The 22,152-nt window shown below is 42.4% G+C and carries 20 protein-coding genes and 1 tRNA gene; 15 read left to right on the top strand and 6 right to left on the bottom strand.

Going from position 1 to position 22,152, the window contains the following annotated elements; all coding sequences use genetic code 11:
- Window positions 1–1,044, top strand: coding sequence for an HD-GYP domain-containing protein (locus DFP75_RS05090; protein ID WP_181416996.1), 1,044 nt, complete (start codon window positions 1–3; stop codon window positions 1,042–1,044).
- On the opposite strand, the gene DFP75_RS05085 is transcribed toward DFP75_RS05090, so the two are convergent.
- On the bottom strand, window positions 1,041–1,550 hold the full coding sequence (locus tag DFP75_RS05085; RefSeq protein ID WP_110572933.1) for a YchJ family protein: 510 nt from the start codon (window positions 1,548–1,550) through the stop codon (window positions 1,041–1,043). The genes DFP75_RS05090 and DFP75_RS05085 overlap by 4 nt on opposite strands.
- Before the next feature lie 93 nt (window positions 1,551–1,643).
- On the opposite strand from DFP75_RS05085, the gene sbcB reads away from it, so the two are divergent.
- The 5 genes from sbcB to pyrC all read left to right on the top strand — a co-directional run bounded on the left by sbcB (window position 1,644) and on the right by pyrC (window position 9,252).
- Window positions 1,644–3,098 carry an exodeoxyribonuclease I gene (sbcB, locus tag DFP75_RS05080; RefSeq protein ID WP_110572932.1) on the top strand — a complete coding sequence of 485 codons (1,455 nt, stop codon included), beginning with the start codon at window positions 1,644–1,646 and terminating at the stop codon, window positions 3,096–3,098.
- 9 nt (window positions 3,099–3,107) lie between these two features.
- Window positions 3,108–4,142, top strand: a complete 1,035-nt coding sequence (locus DFP75_RS05075; protein ID WP_110572930.1) for an AI-2E family transporter — start codon at window positions 3,108–3,110, stop codon at window positions 4,140–4,142.
- 163 nt (window positions 4,143–4,305) lie between these two features.
- Window positions 4,306–6,159, top strand: a complete 1,854-nt coding sequence (locus tag DFP75_RS05070; RefSeq protein ID WP_110572928.1) for a DEAD/DEAH box helicase — start codon at window positions 4,306–4,308, stop codon at window positions 6,157–6,159.
- A 104-nt stretch (window positions 6,160–6,263) separates the two neighbouring features.
- The gene (locus DFP75_RS05065) at window positions 6,264–8,213 is read left to right on the top strand and encodes an LTA synthase family protein (RefSeq protein ID WP_110572926.1); all 1,950 of its coding nucleotides are present in this window, start codon (window positions 6,264–6,266) and stop codon (window positions 8,211–8,213) included.
- Window positions 8,214–8,220: 7 nt separating this feature from the next.
- Window positions 8,221–9,252: a dihydroorotase gene (gene pyrC / locus DFP75_RS05060; protein WP_110572925.1), complete on the top strand. Its 1,032-nt coding sequence runs from the start codon at window positions 8,221–8,223 to the stop codon at window positions 9,250–9,252.
- A gap of 156 nt (window positions 9,253–9,408) precedes the next feature.
- Here pyrC and DFP75_RS05055 read toward each other — a convergent pair.
- Window positions 9,409–9,493, bottom strand: a tRNA-Leu gene (locus DFP75_RS05055).
- Between the two features lie 183 nt (window positions 9,494–9,676).
- Here DFP75_RS05055 and DFP75_RS05050 point away from each other — a divergent pair.
- The 5 genes from DFP75_RS05050 (at window position 9,677) to DFP75_RS05030 (ending at window position 14,965) form a co-directional block, all read left to right on the top strand.
- A complete protein-coding gene (locus DFP75_RS05050; RefSeq protein ID WP_110572923.1) occupies window positions 9,677–10,408 on the top strand; it encodes a DUF599 domain-containing protein in 732 nt (243 codons plus the stop codon).
- Window positions 10,398–11,102, top strand: coding sequence for an O-methyltransferase (locus tag DFP75_RS05045; protein ID WP_110572921.1), 705 nt, complete (start codon window positions 10,398–10,400; stop codon window positions 11,100–11,102). The genes DFP75_RS05050 and DFP75_RS05045 overlap by 11 nt, the downstream gene beginning before the upstream one ends.
- A gap of 212 nt (window positions 11,103–11,314) precedes the next feature.
- Complete coding sequence (htpG, locus tag DFP75_RS05040; protein ID WP_110572919.1) at window positions 11,315–13,243, top strand: molecular chaperone HtpG; 1,929 nt, start codon at window positions 11,315–11,317, stop codon at window positions 13,241–13,243.
- A 167-nt stretch (window positions 13,244–13,410) separates the two neighbouring features.
- Window positions 13,411–14,250, top strand: coding sequence for a DNA ligase (locus DFP75_RS05035; RefSeq protein WP_110572917.1), 840 nt, complete (start codon window positions 13,411–13,413; stop codon window positions 14,248–14,250).
- 25 nt (window positions 14,251–14,275) lie between these two features.
- Complete coding sequence (locus DFP75_RS05030; protein WP_245926982.1) at window positions 14,276–14,965, top strand: alpha/beta fold hydrolase; 690 nt, start codon at window positions 14,276–14,278, stop codon at window positions 14,963–14,965.
- Between the two features lie 23 nt (window positions 14,966–14,988).
- Here the strand turns inward: DFP75_RS05030 and DFP75_RS05025 are convergent, their stop codons facing one another.
- The 4 genes from DFP75_RS05025 to DFP75_RS05015 form a co-directional block, all read right to left on the bottom strand.
- A complete protein-coding gene (locus tag DFP75_RS05025) occupies window positions 14,989–15,303 on the bottom strand; it encodes an ArsR/SmtB family transcription factor (protein ID WP_175404924.1) in 315 nt (104 codons plus the stop codon).
- A 19-nt stretch (window positions 15,304–15,322) separates the two neighbouring features.
- Window positions 15,323–15,454 (bottom strand): hypothetical protein, encoded by a 132-nt coding sequence (locus DFP75_RS18670; protein ID WP_281270046.1) that lies wholly within the window; start codon window positions 15,452–15,454, stop codon window positions 15,323–15,325.
- Between the two features lie 22 nt (window positions 15,455–15,476).
- Entirely contained in the window at window positions 15,477–16,292 is an 816-nt protein-coding gene (xthA, locus tag DFP75_RS05020) for an exodeoxyribonuclease III (protein WP_110574414.1), read from the bottom strand.
- A 139-nt stretch (window positions 16,293–16,431) separates the two neighbouring features.
- Window positions 16,432–17,082 carry a hypothetical protein gene (locus DFP75_RS05015; RefSeq protein WP_110572913.1) on the bottom strand — a complete coding sequence of 217 codons (651 nt, stop codon included), beginning with the start codon at window positions 17,080–17,082 and terminating at the stop codon, window positions 16,432–16,434.
- A gap of 229 nt (window positions 17,083–17,311) precedes the next feature.
- Between DFP75_RS05015 and gorA the strand changes: the two genes are divergently transcribed.
- The 4 genes from gorA (at window position 17,312) to DFP75_RS04995 (ending at window position 22,085) form a co-directional block, all read left to right on the top strand.
- Window positions 17,312–18,685, top strand: a complete 1,374-nt coding sequence (gorA, locus tag DFP75_RS05010) for a glutathione-disulfide reductase (RefSeq protein ID WP_110572911.1) — start codon at window positions 17,312–17,314, stop codon at window positions 18,683–18,685.
- A 191-nt stretch (window positions 18,686–18,876) separates the two neighbouring features.
- Entirely contained in the window at window positions 18,877–20,349 is a 1,473-nt protein-coding gene (locus DFP75_RS05005) for an aminoacyl-histidine dipeptidase (RefSeq protein ID WP_110572909.1), read from the top strand.
- A gap of 262 nt (window positions 20,350–20,611) precedes the next feature.
- On the top strand, window positions 20,612–20,932 hold the full coding sequence (locus DFP75_RS05000) for a cupin domain-containing protein (RefSeq protein ID WP_110572907.1): 321 nt from the start codon (window positions 20,612–20,614) through the stop codon (window positions 20,930–20,932).
- A gap of 283 nt (window positions 20,933–21,215) precedes the next feature.
- Entirely contained in the window at window positions 21,216–22,085 is an 870-nt protein-coding gene (locus DFP75_RS04995) for a 2Fe-2S iron-sulfur cluster-binding protein (protein ID WP_110572905.1), read from the top strand.
- The last annotated feature ends 67 nt before the right edge of the window (window positions 22,086–22,152 follow it).

The following is a 22,152-nucleotide window of genomic DNA, read 5'->3' as shown; positions in this document are numbered from 1 at the left end:
ATGATCTCTATAGTAGAAAATAATGACAAAAATAAGCGTATTCTTATCGTTGACGATGTTCCGACAAATATTGATTTATTAAAAGAAATTTTATCTGAGTATTATCAAGTGCAAATTGCGAAAAGTGGGGCGCTGGCGCTGGATATCATTAGTCGCACCCTGCCAGACCTTATATTGCTTGATATTATGATGCCAGATATGAATGGTTTTGAGGTATGTAAAAAAATCAAATCCAAACCAGAAACGGCAGATATCCCCATTATTTTTTTAACGGCAGTTAACGATGCCCAGATTGAGCAAGAAGGCTTTGCTTTAGGGTGTGTTGACTTTATAACCAAGCCAATTACGCCTTTAACCACTTTGTCGCGAGTGGCTACTCACTTGAAATTAGCGGCTGACAATTTACTCAATAAAAAAATCATCGAAAATAGAACGCGTGAGTTGGATGATGCGCTGGAATCGGCAATTGGCATGCTAGGAGAGGTGAGTCAGCTAAATGACACGGATACCGGTGTGCATATGTGGCGTATGGCTGATTACTCTGCGGCTTTGGCCAAAGCTATTGGTTGGGACGACGATCAGGTCGAGTTGTTAAAGCTCGCTGCGCCTCTTCATGATACTGGTAAAGTGGGTATACCGCATGAAATATTGAAATCGCCAAATAAACTCACTGATGAACAATGGGATATTATGCGTCAGCACACAGTAATTGGGCATCAGATACTCATTAAAAGTGAGGCTCCACTATTCAAATTAGCGGCTGAAGTTGCGCTAGGACATCATGAAAAATGGGATGGGTCAGGCTATCCGTTTGGTTTATCTGGCGAAGAAATTCCTTTATCGGCTCGCATTGTTAGTTTGGCTGATGTGTTTGATGCTCTTACTATGGCTCGTCCTTATAAGAGAAACTGGTCCATGGAAGAGGCATTAGATTATATCCGCAAAGGCGCTTATACGCACTTTGATCCTATGTTAGTTGAATGCTTTTTATCTATAGAAGATGAGCTAAAGAAAATCCAAGATAAATGGAGTGCTGTTCACTAAGTGACAGCACAACATTTTTTATATTTTTTGCCTGAGCCGCACAAACAAGGATCATTACGACCGATATTCATTGCCGCAGAGTTGATCAAAGGTGTGTTTTTCTTTACATCATGTTCACCAGAAATATAAAACCATTTACCTTTGATCTTTTTAAAAATAGAACGCTCGCTCAACCGTCCAATGTGTTTGCCTTCTTTGAAGTGTGCAGAGAACGCAACGACACCTGATTTGTCTTTCTCCAAACCATCTTTTGTGTCATTTATTTCCAATTTTATCCATTGTGTATTTTCGTTGCTGTCTCGAATGTCTGCTGACGCTTGGTCGGGCTCATCTTCAAGTTTTTGAGTTTGAGCGATGTACTCAAAGTTTCCAATAGCAAAAGCTGTGTAGCGAGAGCGCATCAGTGTTTCAGCAGTAGGGGCTGTACCTGGATTGTTATGGTACATACCACAACACATTTCGTATGGACTTCCTGTTCCGCAGGGACAAAGTACTGGGACTGGCATTGATCAACTCCTCTCTTCGCCAAATACACTTTAACAAATGAACTTTAAGGTGCGTATAATACCTTTTTATTTAATGGCTAACAGGAATTATTTGTGACTTCATCGGGCCCAACCTCATTTTTTTGGTTTGATTTTGAAACGACCGGAACGGACCCAGCGCGAGATCGTCCTATGCAATTTGCGGGAATTAGAACAGATCTTGATTTTAACCCGATCGGTGAGCCGATCATGTTTTACTGCCGTTTAGCAGAGGATGTTTTACCCCAACCTGAAGCTTGTTTGTTAACGGGTATTAGTCCGCAAGATGCTAACCGCGAGGGCATGTGTGAAGCAGAATTCATGCAAGCTGTCGAAGCAGAATTGTCAGTCCCTGGGACTTGCGCTCTTGGTTATAATACGATTCGATTTGATGATGAAGTTGTGCGTTACGGCTTTTATCGTAACTTTATTGATCCTTACGCAAGAGAGTGGCAAAACAACTGTTCACGCTGGGATATTATTGATTTGGTTCGCATGACTTACGCGATGCGCCCAGAAGGCATTGTTTGGCCAAAAGGGGAGGACGGTCAAGTTTCAATGAAACTTGAAGCTCTAACTAAGGCGAATGATATTGCTCATGAGCAAGCGCATGACGCTTTGTCGGATGTCTATGGCACAATTGAAATCGCTAAGCTCATTCGTCAAAAACAACCTAAGTTGTTTAATTATTATTTAAAAATGCGACAAAAGCATGAGTTGCAGCAATTCATTGATGTTGCTCGTTTAAAGCCTTTTTTGCATATCTCTGGCATGTTTGGTCAAGCAAAGCATTACTCGTCTTTTGTTGTGCCTATTGCTCCGCATCCAACCAATAAAAACGGTGTTATTGTGTTTGACTTAATGGCGGATGCTCAGCTGTTAATCGATTTGAGTGTGGATGAAATTCGCCGTCGTGTGTTTACGCGACAAGAAGAGTTGGGTGAGGTGGAAAGACTCCCCTTAAAAGTCATCCATTACAATAAGTCTCCTGCTGTTGCACCAGCGACTTTCCTAAAAGATGCTGACGTCGTTAAACGTTTGGCATTGGATGGCGCTATTTGTCGTCATAATCTTGCCATCATAAAAAGCCATAATGGGTTGGCTGCGAAACTAAGTGATGTCTTTATTCAAGAAGAGCGCCCAATCCATAAGGATCCAGATGTCATGTTGTATTCTGGTGGCTTCTTCTCTCGTGAAGATAAGGTTAGGATGGAAACGATTCGTAACACACCGGCTAACCAATTGTCTGAATTAACAATGTCGTTTGATGATCGGCGCTTACCTGAGATGTTAATGCGTTATATCGGACGAAATTATCCAGAACAACTCAATGAGCAGCAAAGAATCGAGTGGGAAGAGTATCGCCAAGTGCGCTTACTTGAAAAAGATGGTGGTGGCTCTATAAATATGGAACAGTATTTTGAACGCTTAAATCAGATAGCTCAAACGCCTGACCTATCGCCGACTAAGCAGATAATGCTGCAAGACTTGGCGGATTATGCCCAAAGTATTTACCCAATACCTTTGTAAGGAATATCTATGAACGAACAGCATAAAGGAATCCATTGGCTGGTTGGCTTTGCTGCCTTTGTTGTTATTATTGCCGCGTTAAAAGCCGCATCCCAGATTGTTGTGCCTTTTATGCTGTCCGTGTTTATCGCAATCGTTTGCGCGCCAGCAATGTCTAGTTTACGCCGTCGCGGTGTGCCAACTTGGCTCTCTATTCTATTAGTTGTGTTGGTGATACTGGTTGGTATTAGTTCTCTTGCCGTTCTCGTAGGTGCCTCTTTGGATGATTTTTCTAATCAGTTGCCCAACTATAAAAAGCGCTTTGCTGAAGAGGCCTCCAGCGTCATTCAGGTACTCAATAACTTTGGTTTAAATGTCTCTTATGATCAGGTTAAAGGCTATATAGATCCTTCGGCTTTAATGCAGATGGTGGCGAATGCCTTAAGAGGGCTTGGTAGTGCACTGACTAATTTTGTCTTAGTGGTGATGATTGTAATCTTTATTCTTTTCGAGGCGGTTGAGTTGCCTAAGAAGTTGGCTTTGGCATTTAGTGATACGTCCAAATCCTTAGATAAATTTGACTCTTTTATAAAATCGGTTAACCGTTACTTGGTGATAAAAACCTTAGTTAGCATGTTTACAGGCGTTTTAATTACTTTGCTAATGTGGGTGTTGGGTGTGGATTTCCCGATTTTGTGGGGTGTCTGTGCTTTTCTTCTGAACTTTGTACCTAATATCGGTTCGATTATCGCGGCAGTTCCTGCTGTCCTGCTTGCTTTTGTGCAGTTGGGTAGTTTGTCTGCAGGGCTAGTTGCGGGGGCGTTTTTAGTGGTGAACTTGATTGTCGGCAACATGATCGAGCCTCGTTATATGGGACGTGGGTTAGGGTTATCGACTTTGGTGGTCTTTTTATCTTTGCTCTTGTGGGGTTGGGTTTTTGGTCCGGTAGGTATGCTGCTTTCGATTCCGTTAACAATCATTATGAAGTTGGCTTTCGAGGCTAACCCTAAAATGCATTGGTTGGCGATTCTAATAGACTCTGAAACGAGTAAAACTAAGCTTTAGAGGTGAGTGGTGTATTTGGTAGGGAAGAATCTATTTTGAAATTCTGCTAGCTTATTTTGCTTTTTTTGTATATACTTCGCGATCAGTTTTTCCTCCGAGAATTTCTTTAAGGCATGTAAATGGTTACAGGCCTTATCCTCACCAAAAAAAGGTACTAATTTACATGTCTGACGCTGATACTCAGCCTACATTTGATTCGTTGGGCCTAATCGCCCCTGTTCTTAAAGCGGTTGCTGACCTAGGTTACGAGCAACCATCTGCTATCCAAGCGCAAAGTATTCCATATTTATTAGAAGGTCGAGACCTTTTGGGGCAAGCGCAGACGGGTACTGGTAAGACAGCAGCGTTCGCGCTTCCGTTGTTGTCTCGCATTGACGTTACAGATAAAACGACACAATTACTTGTCTTGGCTCCAACTCGTGAACTTGCTATTCAGGTTTCTGAAGCATTTCAAAGTTACGCTCGCAATTTGCCTGATTTCCATGTTCTGCCAATTTACGGCGGCATGTCATACGACACGCAACTTCGTCAACTAAAACGTGGTGTTCAAGTTGTTGTTGGCACACCTGGTCGTGTTATGGACCACATTCGTCGTAAAACATTAAAGCTAGACGGCCTTAAAGCCCTAGTTCTTGATGAAGCTGATGAAATGTTGCGCATGGGCTTCATCGATGATGTTGAGTGGATTCTTGAGCAAACACCATCTACTCGCCAAATCGCATTGTTCTCTGCAACTATGCCAGCCGTGATTCGTCAGGTGGCTAATCGTCATTTGAATAATCCAAAAGAAGTTAAGATTGTTACCAAAACTTCTACGGCAATGACTATTACTCAGAAATATTGGCCAGTAAGCGGTCTGCACAAGCTAGACGCTTTGACTCGTATTCTTGAGATGAACGAACACGATGGCATGATCATCTTCGTTCGTACAAAAGCGGCAACGGTTGAATTGGCTGAAAAGCTAACGGCTCGTGGTCATGCTTGTGAAGCCTTGAACGGTGACATCAGCCAGAATTTGCGTGAACGTACTGTTGATCGTATTAAGAAAGGTCAAATTGACATTCTTGTTGCGACAGACGTTGTGGCGCGTGGTCTGGATGTTGAGCGTGTAAGTCACGTTGTAAACTACGATATTCCATACGATACAGAATCTTATGTTCACCGTATTGGTCGTACTGGTCGTGCTGGTCGTTCAGGTACTGCGATTCTATTTGTTGCTCACCGTGAGCGTCGCATGCTGCAAGCGATTGAGCGTGCAACTCGTCAGCCAATCGAAAGTATGACTTTGCCGACAGCTTCAGACATTAACGCGCACCGTGTTAATCGCTTCAAGCAAAGCATTTCAGATACGATGGATAATGAAGATCTTGATTTCTTCCTAGAGCTTGTTCAAAGCTACCAGAAAGAAAACGAAGTGGATCCATTGAAAATGGCAGCGGCTTTAGCTCATATGGCTCAAGGCAAAACACCATTGCTACTGTCTGAAATGGAAGTTCGCCAAGAGCGTCGTGAACGCCGTGATGACCGTGAAAATAATCGCAGCGACCGTGCACCTCGCGAGCGTAAAGTTCGTCCGGTTACTGCCGAAGCGATGCCATTGAAAGATGACCCAAGCACGTCTATGACGCGTTACGTTGTTCAGGTTGGTTATAACGCGGGCGTTAAACCAGGCAACATCGTAGGTGCCATTGCAAATGAAGCAGAAATCGAAAGCCGTTACATTGGCCATATCGAAATTTACGAAGATTTCTCTACTGTTGATTTGCCAACTAACTTAAATTCAGATGTTTTAGGTAAATTAAGCAAAACACGTATTTGTGGTCAGCGTACAGACATTGCGAAACTAGAAAATGCTGATGAGCTAAATAAGCGCGCAGCGTCTCCTTCTACTCGTAAGCGTCCGTCTGGCGATCGTCGCCCATCTAATGGTGGTGAGCGTCGTCGTTCTTCTGGTGGCCGTGATCGTGATAATAGTCGTTCAGAGCGTCGCCCTAGAGCGCCGCGTAAAGACGGTTAATTTAATGATTTAAGTGTTACTTCAAAAAACCGAATCTAGTGATGGATTCGGTTTTTTTGTATTATAAGTTACAAAAGTTAATAAAAAGTTAGTCAAGGACAAAAATGGACATAGCTAGTCATCTGAATAGAAAAAAAATTAATATCAATCCGTTGCTCTTTTTGATTTTGGGATTATTTTGTACCTTCATAGGATATATTCTTACAAGGTTTTATTTTTTAGCTGCTAACTCTGGTTATTATGTCAGTGAACCAGCTGGCGATGTTATTTTAGCCTTAATTCATGGTTTACGGTTCGATTTGTCTGCCATTGCTCTGTTGAATGCTCCGCTTTTATTGCTTTTATTCGTTTCAATATGGTTTCGAGTATTATTGGCCACGAATATGAAGTTGATATTTTGCTACTTATTTGTGGTCAATGTGTCTGCTGTTGTAATCAATTTTATTGACACTGTTTATTTTCCATACACTGGTCGCCGAAGTGGTCCAGAGGTTTTTTCTATGGCAAATGATGTTGTCTCTCAGTTGCCTGAATTGATTTTTGTGTATTGGTGGTACCTGCTTGGAACAGTGTTGATTTACTGGATCTATTTTGCCATTTTTAGAAAAGTTATACGTCGACTGCCAGCTGTTTGTCTAAACTGGTTTGTTGTTGTTTTAGTGCTTATCATTTTGGCTTTTTTATTAATCTTGGCTGGTCGAGGGGGATTTCAGTCTAAGCCGATTCGCGCATTAAATGCTTACAGCTACCCTTCTAGTAGTTTGGGTAGCTTGGTGCTCAATACGCCATTTAGTATATTGAAAGAAGATGCAGAGAAATTAGAGAGAGTTCATTACTTTGAGTCTGAAGATGACATTAAAAAAGTGCTTGATAATTCAAAGTCAGCAGATGTAACAGTAAATAAAGACAGCTCTCCAATTACTAAACAAAATGTCGTTATTTTAATTCTAGAAAGTTTTGGTCTTGAATATTTTGGTCCGCCGTATGGATTAAAACCTTATACACCATTTATTCAAGAGCTTGCAGAAAAAGGACGCTTTTTTCCCAATGGTATTGCAAATGGAAGGCGTTCAATAGAAGCGGTACCTTCGATTCTTGCTGGCATACCGTCATTAATGCCTGAGGCTTATATGAGATCACCATACCAATCTAATACGGCATATGGGCTAGGTGAAATTGTAAAGCAGTATGGCTACAGTACGGCTTTTTTTCACGGCGCAAAAAATGGCAGTATGTATTTTGATAGCACGACGTACCGATTTGGTTTTGATAAATATTTTGGACAAGATCAATACCCAGACCAATCTCAATTTGATGGGCAGTGGGGGATATTTGATGAGCCATTTTTGCAGTTTGCTGTTGATGAGTTAGATAAATTACCAAAACCATTTATGTCTGGAATTTTCACTATTAGCTCACATCCGCCCTATACACTGCCAGAGCAATACCAAGACGCTATTCCTGATGGTGAGATTCCTATGCATAGAGTCGTACGTTATTCTGATATGGCATTGCGTAAATTTTTTGAGTCAGCTGCTAGGAAAGATTGGTATAAAGACACTTTATTTGTGCTGACTGCTGATCACACATCCGATAACTTTGATCCTAGGTTTGCATCTTCTTTAGGTCGTCATCAGATCCCTATTATTTTATATCAACCTGATAACAATATTGAGCAGGGCGTTCTTGATGAGGTCGCTCAACAAATAGATATTCCTGCCACAATAATTGATTACTTAAATCTACCTGAAAAGGACAAAATATTACCCTTTGGTCGATCTTTGCTAACTAGAAATAACCAAGCTGATGCTGTTATAAAAGAAGAAGATGCCTATTGGTTAATTTCTCAAGGCAAGTATGTAAAATTATCTATGGATGAAAGTGTCCCTGTCAAAACAGGCGATTTACCAGATACTTTTATTAAGCCTGAGCACCAAGCTAAGTCCGTCGATCTGGTCCAGCTGGAGCGTAGATTGAAGGCTTATATACAAATTTATACCAATGGATTAATTGATAATTCTCTATACAGTTTTTCACCTAAAAACACTCAGTAGGTAAACAATGAACGAAATTACTATAATTAAGCCAGATGATTGGCATTTACATTTTCGCGATCAAGATATGTTGCTTGAAACGGTTCCAGCAACAGCGCGTTGTTTTGAGCGTGCGGTGGTGATGCCTAATTTGGTTCCGCCTGTTACCACGGCTGAGCTTGCATTGAGCTACAAGGAGCGAATTTTAGCTGCGCGTCCTGAAGGTAGTTCTTTTACCCCCATTATGACTATCTATCTAACGGATAAAACCAGCGTTCAAGATATTAAAGACGCCAAAAATGCGGGTGTGTTAGCGGCTAAAATGTATCCTGCTGGTGCGACGACTAATTCAGATTCTGGCGTGAATTCTTTGGAGTCTTTGTATCCAGTCTTTGAAGCCTTGGCTGACAACGATATATTGTTACTGATCCATGGCGAAGTGACGCAAAAACACATTGATATTTTTGATCGTGAAAAAGAATTTATCGATCAGCATATGGTGAAGATTGTTGAACGTGTACCTCACCTAAAAGTTGTGTTTGAACACATTACGACCAAAGAGGCTGCTGATTTTGTTTTGTCGGCTCGCGATGGTGTGGCGGCGACGATTACCCCTCAGCATTTGTTGTTAAACCGCAACGACATGCTGGATGGTGGTGTGCGCCCACATAACTATTGTTTACCTGTGCTAAAGCGCAGTACCCACCAAGAAGCGCTAAGAGCAGTGGTTAAGAGTGGTTCACCTAAGTTCTTCCTAGGTACGGATTCAGCTCCTCACGCCAAGCACCGCAAAGAGTCCGATTGTGGTTGTGCGGGCTGTTACAGTGCTTGGTCTGCGCTTGAGCTTTATACGCAAGTGTTTGATGAGTTAGATGCACTAGATAAACTAGAAGGTTTTGCGAGTATTTACGGTGCTGATTTTTATGGTTTGCCACGTAATACAGAAACAGTCACTTTGGTGCGTGAGTCTTGGGAAGTGCCTAGTAATATCATTTTGCCAAATGGTGAGCCAATAGTGCCTTTCTTTGCGGGCAAGCAGGTGGCTTGGAAATTGAAGTAGTTCGATTTTTGGTTAGCGCAAGAAAGCCGAATTCAGTAATGGGTTCGGTTTTTTTTATGGTGATAATTTTTAATATGGTAATGGTTAATGAGCTATTTGAAATAGAGAGTGTTAAGAGAAGTTTTTGAATTCATTGCAGGGGAGGTATAAATAAGATGGTGCGGATGGAGAGACTCGAACTCTCACGCCGTGAAGCACTGGAACCTAAATCCAGCGTGTCTACCAATTCCACCACATCCGCATGTCGTGTTGACGGGCGAGATCTTACCGATATTTTCAGTCGATGCAAGTGTTTTTTGATGGAGTGTTTATATTTATTTTCTTGAACGGGTTTGCGGAATTTTCTAGCAGGAAATTAAGACATGCAAAGTGAAAAGTGGTCTAATATTGTTACCCTAAATCGTTACTTCAGCAGAGTTAAAATATGGATAAGCATTCTGTGTCATTACTGTTAAATCCCCTTGATCTTGCAACATTTTTTGTCTTTTTTGCATGCTGGTGGGGATATGCATTTTATGCTTTGTACAATTCAAAGCGTCGCTCTTGTTTGGTGAGTGTGCTGCATCAGTTTCGTTTAGCTTGGATGTCACGATTACTTAGACGAGACAACCGAATTGCTGATGCTTCCGTAATGGCGAATTTAGAAAGAAGCAGTTTGTTTTTTGCTTCAAGTAGCTTATTGATTATTGCTGGTCTGTTTACTGCTTTTAATTATTCAGAAAAAGCGATTGGTATTTTGTCTGACTTTTATCTATTGGCGCCGATGAGTCAGCAAGAATGGGAGTTAAAAATTATCGTACTAGTGGCGATTTTCTCTTATGCATTTTTTACTTTCACTTGGTCTGTTAGGCAGTATAACTTTTGTTCCGTGTTGGTTGGCAGTGCGCCATTGGCCACTGAGCGTGGTATTGAAGAAAGTGAGCGCGAGCTATATGCCATGCACATGGCGAAAATTTGCAGTTTAGCAGCGAATCAATTTAATTATGGCCTTCGTGCTTTCTATTTTGCTATGGCCTTTTGTGGTTGGTTTCTTGGTCCATATTTTTGTATGGCTGCCAGCGTCATGGTGGTTGCCGTGCTTTACCGTCGTGAATTTCGTTCTAAAACATTTAAAACTTTGAGCCGTGGACTCGTGATGAAATCCCATGCTTCCTAATTTTCCCAAGCCGTTACCTGAAGATGATAAACCTGTTAATCGTACCGTTACTGTGGATGACAGGCTTTATCAGTATTTAGTCGATGTTTCCGTACGTGAAGACGACTTATTAAGAGCTTTGCGTCGTGAGACAGCTCAATACCATATGGCGCGTATGCAGTTATCACCCGAAGTGGGTCAGTTGTTAGCCTTGCTTATCAAGCTGCAAGCACCTAAAAAGATTCTTGAAATAGGTGTGTTTACCGGATACAGCACCTTATCCATGGCAATGGCAATGCCAAAAGAGTCAAAGCTAGTGGCGATTGAGAAAAAGCAGATGTGGTTGGACATTGCGACCCGCTATTTAGAGCAAGCGGGCGTGATAGATCGTGTTACGACTTATTGTGACAAAGCTTTGCCAGTCATGGAGTCTTTTCTCCAAGCTGAACGTGAAACCTTCGACTTCATCTTTATCGATGCGGATAAGCAAAATCTGCTGGCTTACTATCAATTAGCCAAACAATTGCTGCGCCCAGGTGGGTGTTTGGTGATAGATAATACCTTGTGGTGGGGTAATGTTGCCGATGAGGAGTTTACCGATAAAGACACCAGAATAGTTCGTGAGTTAAATAAAACTATCCATCAAGATACGGATGTGGAGTTGTCACTGATTCCTATTGGCGATGGACTGACATTGGTTCGAAAAAACACCTAAAGTCTGTTCGTAAAATGAACAGGACTTTTTTTTATTCCCTTTTGAATCCCTTTCACTTTTTATATCCATAAATATATTGTGACTTTTTTGCTCCTTTTAGTGGGTTAGCCTCTTGAAATCGCTTCAAGAGGCTTTATCTATGAGTCACAAGTGAAACGTAATACGCCTTTGGTTTTATCCGAGGGTTCATTCAAATAGGAGCAAGTCATAACATGGCAACTGATACTCAAAAAGAAACGTTAGGGTTTCAAACGGAAGTTAAGCAACTACTTCATTTGATGATCCACTCTTTGTACTCCAACAAAGAGATCTTTCTACGAGAGCTGATTTCAAACGCATCTGATGCAGTGGATAAGCTACGTTTTGAGTCTGTCGCTAACGCAGACCTTCTGGCAGAAGATCCAAACCTACGTGTTCGTATTGAATTTGATAAAGAAGCGAATACGGTTGTTATCGATGATAACGGTGTTGGTATGTCTCGTGAAGAAGCCATAACTAACCTTGGAACGATTGCAAAATCCGGTACGTCCTCTTTCTTAGAGCAATTGAGTGGTGACCAGAAGAAAGACAGCCAATTGATTGGTCAATTTGGTGTCGGCTTTTATTCTGCTTTCATCGTGGCGGATAAGGTCACTGTGGAATCGCGTCGTGCAGGTGCTGCGCAAAATGAAGGCGTTCGTTGGGTATCGGATGGTTCTGGTGAATTTACGATCGAGAACATTGATAAAGAATCTCGTGGTACGCGTATTATTCTTCACCTAAAAGCAGATGAGAAAGAATTCGCCGACAATTTCCGTCTACGTCATTTGGTTACTAAGTACTCCGATCATATTTCTATTCCAGTTGAAATGGAAAAGCCTGTTTATCCAGAAATGGATGAAGAGGGCAACCCTAAGCCGGTAGATGAAAACAAAGCGCCAGAATATGAAGCCGTTAACTCAGCTAAAGCGCTTTGGACTCGTCCACGTAACGAAGTGACGGACGAAGAATATCAAGAGTTTTACAAGCATATCTCTCATGATTACCAAGAGCCTTTGAAGTGGTCACACAACAAGGTTGAAGGTAAATTAGAATACACAAGCTTGTTGTATATTCCTTCTAAAGCGCCTTATGACCTTTGGAATCGCGATATGCAACGTGGTCTGAAACTCTATGTTCAGCGCGTCTTTATTATGGATGAAGCTGAAGCTTTCCTTCCGCCTTACATGCGCTTCGTTAAGGGTGTAGTTGATTCTAACGACTTGTCTTTGAACGTGTCTCGTGAAATTCTGCAAAACGATAATGCGGTTGACTCTATGCGTTCCGCGTTGACGAAACGTGTATTGGACATGTTAGCTAAGATGGCGAAAAACGAGCCAGAAGATTACCAAAAATTCTGGGATGAATTCGGTAACGTCATCAAAGAAGGTCCAGCTGATGACATGGGCAATAAAGACAAGATTGCAAGCTTGTTGCGTTTCAGTTCAACTCACACAGATGCAGCAGCGCAAACTGTGTCTTTGGCAGACTACATCGAGCGTATGAGCGAAGGCCAAGATAAAATTTATTACATCTATGCCGAAAGCCATAATACTGCGAAAAACAGCCCACACTTAGAAATCTTGCGTAAGAAAGGTTTCGAAGTCTTGCTATTAAGTGATCGTATCGACGAATGGATGATGTCTTCTCTACAAGAGTTTGAAGGCAAATCTTTCCAAGACGTTACCAAAGGCAAGTTAGACTTAGCTGACCAAGAGAACGAAGAAGAGAAGAAAGAGAAGGAAGAAAAGGCTGAGCAAATTAAGCCACTTCTTGATCGTATGAAAGTGGTGTTAGACGAAAAAGTCGCTGGTGTAAACTCCACGGATCGCTTGACTAACTCTCCTGCGTGTTTGGTAGTGGGTGAATATGATATGGGTCTTCAGATGCGTCGTTTACTTGAGCAAGCGGGCCAGAAGCTTCCAGAGTCTAAACCAACTCTTGAAGTTAACCCTGATCATCCAATCGTTGCTAAGATGGATGCTGAAACGGATGAAGAACGTTTTGCAGATATGGCGTGGTTGCTGTTTGAGCAAGCGACGCTATCTGAAGGTGGCCAGCTGGAAGACCCTGCGACGTTTGTTAGCCGTATGAACAAATTGATCGTGCAGCTAAGCAAGTAAGATCACGCTGTAAATAGCTAAAATATAAGCCCATATTTGCTCGCAAATATGGGCTTTTTTATGGGCTTTGAGCATGAATGAAAGTCTTAAGTTTGCGCGTAGAAATAAAATCGTATAGCGTTAAAGAGTGCTAAGGAATAGCGCTTTTATTATCAATGGAGTGAGTCATGTATTTATTTAAAAATTGGTTAGTCTGTTTATTTTTATTTCCCCTGTTTGTGTTCGCTCAGCCAGATGTTCAGTTGGCAAAGGTATACTCGGATGACACGCAGATTCAAGATTACTTAGTCAGTGAAAAGTACGATGGGATTCGTGGAATCTGGACAGGCACTGAGTTATTAACCCGCCAAGGTAACATTATTAATGCGCCCGCATGGTTTACCGAAAATTTACCACCCGTTTGGTTGGATGGTGAGCTATGGTCAAAGCACAATGATTTTGCTTACATCATGTCGACTGTGAGCAAACAAGTGCCAGTAGACAGCGAATGGCAAAATATTTATTACATGGTGTTTGATGCCCCTGATAAGGCGCGCTCACTTACTTTTTATGAGCGCTATCAACGCTACACGACCATAGTTACCAGCCTTAATCTTCCCCATGTTTTACCTGTAGAGCAGTTTTCGGTAAACACGACTGATGAGCTGAATCATTTGCTAACGTCTTATGTAGGCAAAGGGGCGGAAGGTTTGATGCTACATCGCAAGCTTGCCCGTTTTGAATCCGGGCGTACTGATAATCTCTTGAAGCTGAAGCCACATATGGATGCCGAGGCAGAGGTGGTCGGGATATTAAAAGGTTCGGGAAAATACCAAGACATGATGGGCTCTTTAATTGTGGAGATGCCGTCCGGACTGCGTTTTAAAATTGGTACAGGTTTTACCGATAAAGAACGTGAAAACCCACCAAAGGTTGGACAAGTCATCACTTATAAATATCATGGCTTTACTGATCGTGGTGTTCCAAGGTTTGCCAGTTTTATGCGCATCCGCGATAAGGGTTTTTAATTTCTGATTTGGAGTAGAGGCATTAGTGGAAATTTATTGTTTACCGGGCACTATGTGTGATCATCGGCTCTGGGGCTTTACGCAAAAAGCTTTAGGCAGATTTGCTACATTGCATCATATTGTTCTGCCGATGGAGAATACTCTTGAGTCGATGGTTGATGCCTTAGCGAAAATATTGCCTGATAAACCAATAGATCTTTTGGGCTTTTCTATGGGGGGATATCTCGCCAGTCGTTTTTCGGTTAAATACCCCGAGCGCATCAATCGTCTTATGGTTTTTTCAAATACAGCAACGGGGCTTTTAGACAGTGAGCGCAAACAGCGTGAGGTAGCCTTAAATTGGGTTTCTACACAGGGTTATCGTGGTATCCCTCGAAAAAAGGCAATGGCTATGCTGGGTGCCCACAATCAAAGCAATGAAGTATTGGTTCGCTTAATTCAGGACATGGACAAAGCATTGGGCGAACCGGTATTAGTGCAGCAACTAAAAAGTAGCCTAGATCGCCCAGATGTCTTGTCGAATCTTGATAAGGTGCGTTTTCCAGTGTGCTTCGCCTTAGGTCAAGAAGATGGTCTGGTGTCAAAAGAAGCGATAGATCAAATTAAAAATACGGCTGGTATTGAGGTTCGAATGGCTGCTTGTGGTCATATGTTGCCTTTAGAACAACCAGATTGGCTGGCGAATTTGGTTACCGAGTTTTATTCGGCAGATTAACTTTGCCACTGCCTAGAATGGTCTTAGAGAGTCGGACAAAATAGTTGATGTAATGTCAGAATCAGTTCTTTGACTCGGCTGTCTCCAATGCTATAGAAAATAGTTTGAGATTCGCGACGAGTACTAACAAGGCCATCTTTTCTTAACACCGCAAGGTGTTGAGAAAGTGCCGATTGGCTCAAGGGAAGGCGTTCGTTTAATGCCGTAACAGAGAGTTCTTGGTCAAGAATATGGCACAAGATCATTAGGCGATTTTCATTGCTCAGCGCTTTCAAAAAAGTAGCAGCTTGGGCGGATTGCTTGACCATGTCTGCCATAGTGAGTGATTCATTGTTCATGATCGTGTTCTCGGTAGAGTTATCGCATTGGATTTGGTGCGATATGACTAAATTCATCCACATTGTCTGTGGATAAATAGGGTAGTACTGCTGTTTGATAGCGGCTCTTATCAAGTAGGGCGGTCATTATATAGTTTTGTACGTTATTCATACAATGACCGCAACTAAATTGCTTATTGGTTTAGGTTAAAGCTGGTCCAAATTGGGGCGTGATCGGATGGCTTTTCAAGCGCGCGTAAATCATAATCCACATCAGAATCTTCCAAGTACGGCGCGAGTCCATTTGACGCCATAATCACATCAATTCTTAAGCCACGTTTTGGCGTGTCTTCGAAGCCTTTTGAGCGATAATCAAACCAGCTAAAACGATCATTCTTAGTTGGGTTAAGCTGACGGTAAGTATCTTTCAAGCCCCAGTCTGATAATGTTTTAAACCACTCTCTTTCTTCTGGCAAGAAGCTGCATTTACCGGTTTTTAACCAGCGTTTTGCATTTTGCTCGCCGATACCGATGTCTAAATCGGTAGGGGAAATATTGATATCGCCCATTACGATGATTTTTTCATCAGGTGAGTGCGATGCTAGGTATGCCATTAAGTCAGCGTAGAACTTTCGCTTTGCTGGAAACTTGGTTTCATGGTCACGGTTTTCACCTTGAGGGAAATAGCCATTCAGCACCTTTATTGGGCCTTGTGGCGTATCAAATGTGGCAATGATCATGCGGCGTTGCGCATCTTCCTCGTCACCGGGAAAGCCATATTCCACGCTGGTGGCTTCTTGTTTACTGAAAATGGCCACTCCGTAGTGAGACTTTTGTCCATAATAATAAGCGTGATAGCCAACGGACTGAGGAATCTCGTGCGGGAAGGCGTCATCGTGGACTTTTATTTCCTGCAAGCCAATGACATCTGGCGCGTGCTTTTCTACTAGGGCTTCGATTTGATGTGGACGAGCTCGCAAGCCATTGATATTAAAAGAGACAAATTTCATGTAAATGGTTCCATAGCGAATTTTCTTAATGATACCCAGTTGCGCTGTTCGCATAAAGTGATTTACAGATCCATTGCTTTAGATTATTTGCTCTTTTATAAAATTAAATCTTTGATCCGTTCGTGCTCATGTAAATCCTTTAAAAAAAGGCGATGATGATTCCTTTTAACAGAAAGCTACCAGGGATAAGGCTCAATGTGGTGTAGGCAAAAAGGAAACGTTGCTCTCGGTTTATTTTTTTGATGATGGCGAGCAAAAACAATACAGCAAATAACCCGAAACTTAATGCCATGCCGTAGAGAAAAGATCCGCAAAAGTGCGGAAGAGCTGCAAAGGCAAATGCCGTAATGTGGATGCGTGCTAACTCTAACGTTTCCTTGTTACTGCGGAAAATAGTTATAAGAGTAAGAACAAAAGCCAGCCCATACAAGACCATGACATAGGTTGGCCACTCATAACTCAGTGGGCTGTCTAGATGGAAAGTCGAAAAACGGAAGTCGGAAAGAAATGCCCACGCTGTTTTGATTATCACGCTGACAATAAAAGCACCGACTGAGAAAAAGAAAAAAGCAACCACAGCACCGCCAGCGGTCGGCCCTGCTTTATAGCCTTCAATAATTAAGAGCACCACGCTTAATGCCGCGCTGACTGGTAGCCAAAGCCAATAATCGTCACTAAAAAGCGCAATGAAAGGCAATGCCATGATAATGAAGAATGTCTTGCCATCATCTTTTTGAAAAAAATAAAACGCCATGATGGCAATGTAAGCTAGGATGATGAAATCGGGCATGTAACTTCCTTGTATTATGATCTTTTTGTGGGTTTTGTTGGTAACGATTATCGTCTATTTAATGATATCGTAGCAGCCTTTAACGATACATTTTTTTAGGCTTTATACCTATTTCTATTAAGAAATGACTATCTACAGCATCGCTATTTTCTGTTCAGCCTTCTTCTAAGAGAGTGGGGCTGTTAAACTGCTTCTCATATTACATCATGAATGATTTTGGAGACTAAGAATGTCTTATCAGTACGATTTATTTGTTATTGGCGCCGGTTCAGGTGGTGTTCGTGCTAGCCGTGTTGCGGCATCCAAAGGTTATAAAGTAGCGGTTGCTGAGGGCAGTGCCCTAGGCGGAACCTGCGTTAACATTGGTTGTGTGCCAAAGAAATTATTTGTTTATGGCTCTGAATTTGGTCATGGTTTTGATGAAGCGGCAGGCTTTGGTTGGTCTCATCAAGGTGTGGAATTCAACTGGTCTGTATTGCGTGATAATAAAACCAAAGAAATTCAGCGTTTAAACGGCATTTATGGAAACTTGCTTGGTAATGCTGGTGTTGAACTTATTACTGGCTATGCAAGCTTTGTTGATGAGCACACGGTCATGGTGGATGGCAAAACCTATACAGCAGAACGCATTTTGATTGCTGTTGGTGCTAAGCCTTTCATTCCTGAATTCCAAGGCAGTGATTTAGTAGTTAGTTCTAATGAAATGTTTTTCTTAGAAGAATTGCCGAAAAAAGCCCTTGTTGTGGGTGGCGGTTATATCGCAGTGGAATTTGCTGGCATTCTAAATGGCTTGGGTGTTGAAACTAGCCTTGCTTATCGTGGCGATCAGCTGCTGCGCGGTTTCGATCAAGATGTTCGTGATTTCGCAAGTGAAGAATACAAAAAATCTGGCATTGATGTGCGCTTGAATACAGACGTTGAGCGCATTGAACTTGCCGATGCGGAAAATCCAAATGGTGCTCGAACCGTTCACTTCAAAGACGGTCATTCAGAAGAGTTTGGTCTCATCCTGTACGCAACGGGTCGTGTGCCAAATGTTGCTTCTTTAGGGCTTGATAAAGCGGGTATTAAAACAGGCAAAAATGGCGCTGTGATTATTGATAAGAACTTCACTACCTCCGCAAAAAGCGTTTTTGCACTTGGGGACGTCACCGACAATATTCAGTTAACACCTGTAGCCATTAAAGAAGCCATGGCGCTTATTGCTTACTGGTTTGATGGCAAAGAAGTGGACTTTGACTACGACAACATCCCAACCGCTGTCTTTAGTCAGCCAGCCATTGGTACTGTTGGCTTAACCGAGCAAGAAGCGGAAAAGCGGGGCCTAGACTTCCGTGTTTATCAAACCGACTTCCGTCCAATGAAACACACGCTAAGTGGTGCGACTTCGCGCTCTTTGATGAAACTATTGGTAAACAATGCAGACGACAAAGTGATTGGTGCCCATATGGTGGGTGATTACTCTGGTGAAATTATCCAAGGCTTGGGCATCGCTATTAAAGCTGGCGCTACCAAAGCGGACTTTGACGACACGGTAGGTGTTCACCCAACCAGTGCGGAAGAGTTTGTGACCTTCTCGGCGGCATCACTTAAGAAAAAATAAGTTTGGATACGGCTTAGCCAACAAATAAAAAAAGACGCGTCGGTATTTTATCGTCGCGTCTTTTTTTATTTGCACATCATTCACATACGTTTTCTCTATCAGCGTAGTCTTTATTTCGATTGCCACAATTGGTGCGCTTCTTTAGTGTTGCTAACATTCGCAACATGTCATTACCAATCCAAGAGAGCAAGATGAACGAAGTACTCACGACGTTACAACCCAGCGCAATCTGGCGCCACTTTCAAACATTATGCAATACACCGCGCCCATCCTTCCATGAAGCCGCATTAAGAGAGCATCTAATTAAATGGGCAACAGAACTAGGGCATGAGACCTATGTTGATTCAGTTGGGAACCTATTAATTCGCAAAGCGGCAAGTAAAGGTATGGAGGACAGAGAAACCGTTGTTTTGCAAGGTCACTTGGACATGGTGGCACAAAAGAATGCCGATATTGATCATGACTTCACTAAAGACCCTATTGTTACGCAAATCATTGATGGTTGGGTTCATGCAACAGGAACCACTCTTGGGGCTGATAACGGTATTGGTGTGGCGGCTGCAATGGCGGTTTTGGAGTCAACAGAGCTAGCTCACGGACCTATAGAAGCATTATTTACCATTGAAGAAGAAACCAGCTTACGTGGCGCATTGCAGCTTGAAGAAGGGATTCTAAAGGGCAAGATCTTATTGAACTTGGACTCTGAAGATCGCGGTGATGTTTATATAGGTTGTGCTGGTGGCATGGATATAAATGTTGAAAAGCACTATTCATCAGTCACGACTGACAAAGACAAAAAAGCCTTTAAAATTACTGTGTCTGGTTTACGTGGTGGGCACTCAGGCTTAGACATTCATAAAGGGCGTGCTAGTGCTAATGTGCTGATTGTGCGTTTATTGAATCTACTGAAAGAGCGTTGCGACTTTGGTTTAAGTGCCTTCACAGGGGGCACGCTTCGAAATGCCATCTCCCGAGATGCAGAAGCGACGATAAACGTTAGTAGCCAAGACCAAGCTAAACTGTTTGCGTTTGTTGAAGAGTTTGAGAAAAACACCAAGGCAGAATTTAGCACTACAGAAACAAATCTTATCGTGACTATAGAAACCGCCGAACTGGACTCGGAACTGGAAACAAACGATAAAGATGCGTTGTTAAACGCCATGTACTGTGCGCCTCATGGTGTTCATCGCATGAGTGCTGATTTGGAAGGTGTAACAGAAACTTCCTGTAATTTTGGTGTGATTAATCTTCGAAATACGGCTGATGGCAAAAAGGCTTTTGACGCTTGCTTGTTGGTTCGTTCTCTTGTGGATTCCGCTGTGGAACACTTGGCTTATGTCGCAAAATCAGGATTTTCATTGATTCAAGCTAGCGTGAAATTAGAAAATGGTTATCCAGGATGGCGTCCGGACCCAAATGCCGGCTTGCTCAAACATTTCTTAACGGTTCACACTGAGGTTATGGGTCACGACGCCAATGTTAAAGTGATTCATGCGGGCTTAGAATGCGGCATTATCGGCGCGAAATACCCAGGTATGGAAATGGTGTCATTCGGCCCCAATATCCGTGGTGCGCATTCACCGACCGAGCGCATGGAGATAGACTCCGTTGGGGATTTTTGGCGATTACTTGTTGCGTTGTTGGCGTCCACACCGAGGGCTTAAGTCTCTTCCCCTTTCTTCAAAGGGAAGACGGAAGATGGGGTGGTTCTTTCATTTTTTGAACTTGTTGCAGCCGCACACATAACTCGAACCGAGTGACATTCTCTTCGAAACTACGCCTACCTCAGGTGAATGTCACTCTTATCCTCGTTAATCAGAATCCCTACGCGCCGCTGGAATGAAACAGCTTTTCAAAAAATATTGAATAATGTTTTATCACTGCTATAGTAGGAGAGTCTAAAACAATAATGCAAAGAGTTATCCTATGTTTGTTTACAATAATGAAGTCCCTTTGGAAGATCTTGGTGCGGGCGTTTCACGCAAAATTATGGCTTATTCAGATAACATCATGGCAGTAGAAGTGCATTTTGAAAAAGATGCCATCGGCCCGCTGCATAATCACCCACATGAGCAGTTAACCTACGTGCTGTCTGGTAGGTTTGAGTTCACCATAGGGGATGAAACTAAAATTGTAGGCCCTGGCGATACGCTTTATAAAGAGCCAAATGTTATGCATGGCTGCCGCTGTTTAGAGCCGGGCGTCTTGCTAGACAACTTCACGCCAGTACGAAAAGACTTCCTATAAACTGCCTTCTTGTTCAATTAGATTAATAATGGTAGCGCCATTGCCATGGCGTTTGCCAAAGGTTTTGGTTGCGTCTGTTTGTAATATGACTCCGCACACATAACTCGAATCGAGTGACACCCCCTTCGAAACTACCGCCTACCTCAAGTGAAGGTACAGCCTCCATTTTAAATATTTTGCCCAAGGTAATGGTTCCATTACGCTTTGCCTTTTCTTTTTTAGGATTGGTGCAAGGTCTGTGTGTGAGAATATGTCATAATAGTCAAACAAAAGAGGAGGTTGGATGATGGTTTCACAGACGCTGACGATAGAATTGGATGATGAGCAGTTTGAGACAGTTTTGGGTGAAAACCTATTGTCGTCGTTGCTTTATCAAGGTGCGGATGTTCGTTACGGCTGTCGTGCTGGCGCTTGCGGAGCGTGTCGTCTTTATGATGCCAGTAACTGTGAGTCAATTCTTTCATGTCAGACGACAATTACATCTGCTATGTCTTTGACTCGGTATACGCCTGCTGAATCTTCTTCTTTCTCTATTATAAGCCATAATTCCCTCGATGATGCTTCAATTGAATTGACGCTTTTAGGCCCAAGCGACGATTCTTTTGGCGACCGTGTTTTTGTGTCCTTATCCTCTAATGAGCCGTCTGAAAAATCATCTGATAGGCAAGCTCACTTTCATGAATGCATGGCGTTAAATTCTGCTGGTGGGCCTTTAAAAGTGGTGTTACAGAAAGAACATGTTTCCACCGAGGACTGGTTGCGGGCCTTGGCACTTTCTGCGGATGACAAGCTGGAAGTACAGTTATCGACAGGTATAAGAAAAGGGCGTCTCTTATTTGAGATGGATCTTGCCGATGCGCCAGTGGTGGTTATTTCTTCTCCAGATAATACTATTTTTGAGTCGTATTGGCGTGATGCTGTGCGCGACTTTACACCAAGGTTTCTTGGGCATTTTATACTGTTTGATAATGATGATCTGACGCTTAGTTTAGCGGACGATGCGCTAATTACTTTTCTACAAGGGGCGTTGGTAGATTCCGAGGGGGCTCCGTTACACATCATTTATCATGGGCAAAACGTGTCTGCGAAAGATTGGGCTATGTTATTACGCCCATTAAGAATCCATCCCAATCAATTGCATTTTGTTCGGTAACTTGACTATCTATCTATATTTTTATCTTTATATATTTACTTTTATGTTTTTATGGCTTGGATCTATA

Source organism: Marinomonas alcarazii (genome assembly GCF_003208215.1).
In the GTDB taxonomy this organism is placed as follows: Bacteria; Pseudomonadota; Gammaproteobacteria; order Pseudomonadales; family Marinomonadaceae; genus Marinomonas; species Marinomonas alcarazii.
The sequence above is the reverse complement of the archived record's forward strand: the minus strand, read 5'-3'. Positions and strand labels throughout refer to the sequence as shown.

Bases quoted from the DNA above. Each gene is read 5' to 3' on its own strand.
- DFP75_RS05090 (WP_181416996.1), top strand. From the start codon at position 1: ATGATCTCTATAGTAGAAAATAATGACAAAAATAAGCGTATTCTTATC.
- DFP75_RS05025 (WP_175404924.1), bottom strand. From the start codon at position 15,303: ATGAACAATGAATCACTCACTATGGCAGACATGGTCAAGCAATCCGCC.
- DFP75_RS05085 (WP_110572933.1), bottom strand. From the start codon at position 1,550: ATGCCAGTCCCAGTACTTTGTCCCTGCGGAACAGGAAGTCCATACGAA.
- DFP75_RS05045 (WP_110572921.1), top strand. From the start codon at position 10,398: ATGCTTCCTAATTTTCCCAAGCCGTTACCTGAAGATGATAAACCTGTT.
- DFP75_RS04995 (WP_110572905.1), top strand. From the start codon at position 21,216: ATGATGGTTTCACAGACGCTGACGATAGAATTGGATGATGAGCAGTTT.
- DFP75_RS05065 (WP_110572926.1), top strand. From the start codon at position 6,264: ATGGACATAGCTAGTCATCTGAATAGAAAAAAAATTAATATCAATCCG.
- DFP75_RS05050 (WP_110572923.1), top strand. From the start codon at position 9,677: ATGGATAAGCATTCTGTGTCATTACTGTTAAATCCCCTTGATCTTGCA.
- DFP75_RS05075 (WP_110572930.1), top strand. From the start codon at position 3,108: ATGAACGAACAGCATAAAGGAATCCATTGGCTGGTTGGCTTTGCTGCC.
- gorA (WP_110572911.1), top strand. From the start codon at position 17,312: ATGTCTTATCAGTACGATTTATTTGTTATTGGCGCCGGTTCAGGTGGT.
- DFP75_RS05035 (WP_110572917.1), top strand. From the start codon at position 13,411: ATGTATTTATTTAAAAATTGGTTAGTCTGTTTATTTTTATTTCCCCTG.
- pyrC (WP_110572925.1), top strand. From the start codon at position 8,221: ATGAACGAAATTACTATAATTAAGCCAGATGATTGGCATTTACATTTT.
- xthA (WP_110574414.1), bottom strand. From the start codon at position 16,292: ATGAAATTTGTCTCTTTTAATATCAATGGCTTGCGAGCTCGTCCACAT.
- DFP75_RS05015 (WP_110572913.1), bottom strand. From the start codon at position 17,082: ATGCCCGATTTCATCATCCTAGCTTACATTGCCATCATGGCGTTTTAT.
- DFP75_RS18670 (WP_281270046.1), bottom strand. From the start codon at position 15,454: ATGAATAACGTACAAAACTATATAATGACCGCCCTACTTGATAAGAGC.
- htpG (WP_110572919.1), top strand. From the start codon at position 11,315: ATGGCAACTGATACTCAAAAAGAAACGTTAGGGTTTCAAACGGAAGTT.
- DFP75_RS05070 (WP_110572928.1), top strand. From the start codon at position 4,306: ATGTCTGACGCTGATACTCAGCCTACATTTGATTCGTTGGGCCTAATC.
- DFP75_RS05005 (WP_110572909.1), top strand. From the start codon at position 18,877: ATGAACGAAGTACTCACGACGTTACAACCCAGCGCAATCTGGCGCCAC.
- DFP75_RS05000 (WP_110572907.1), top strand. From the start codon at position 20,612: ATGTTTGTTTACAATAATGAAGTCCCTTTGGAAGATCTTGGTGCGGGC.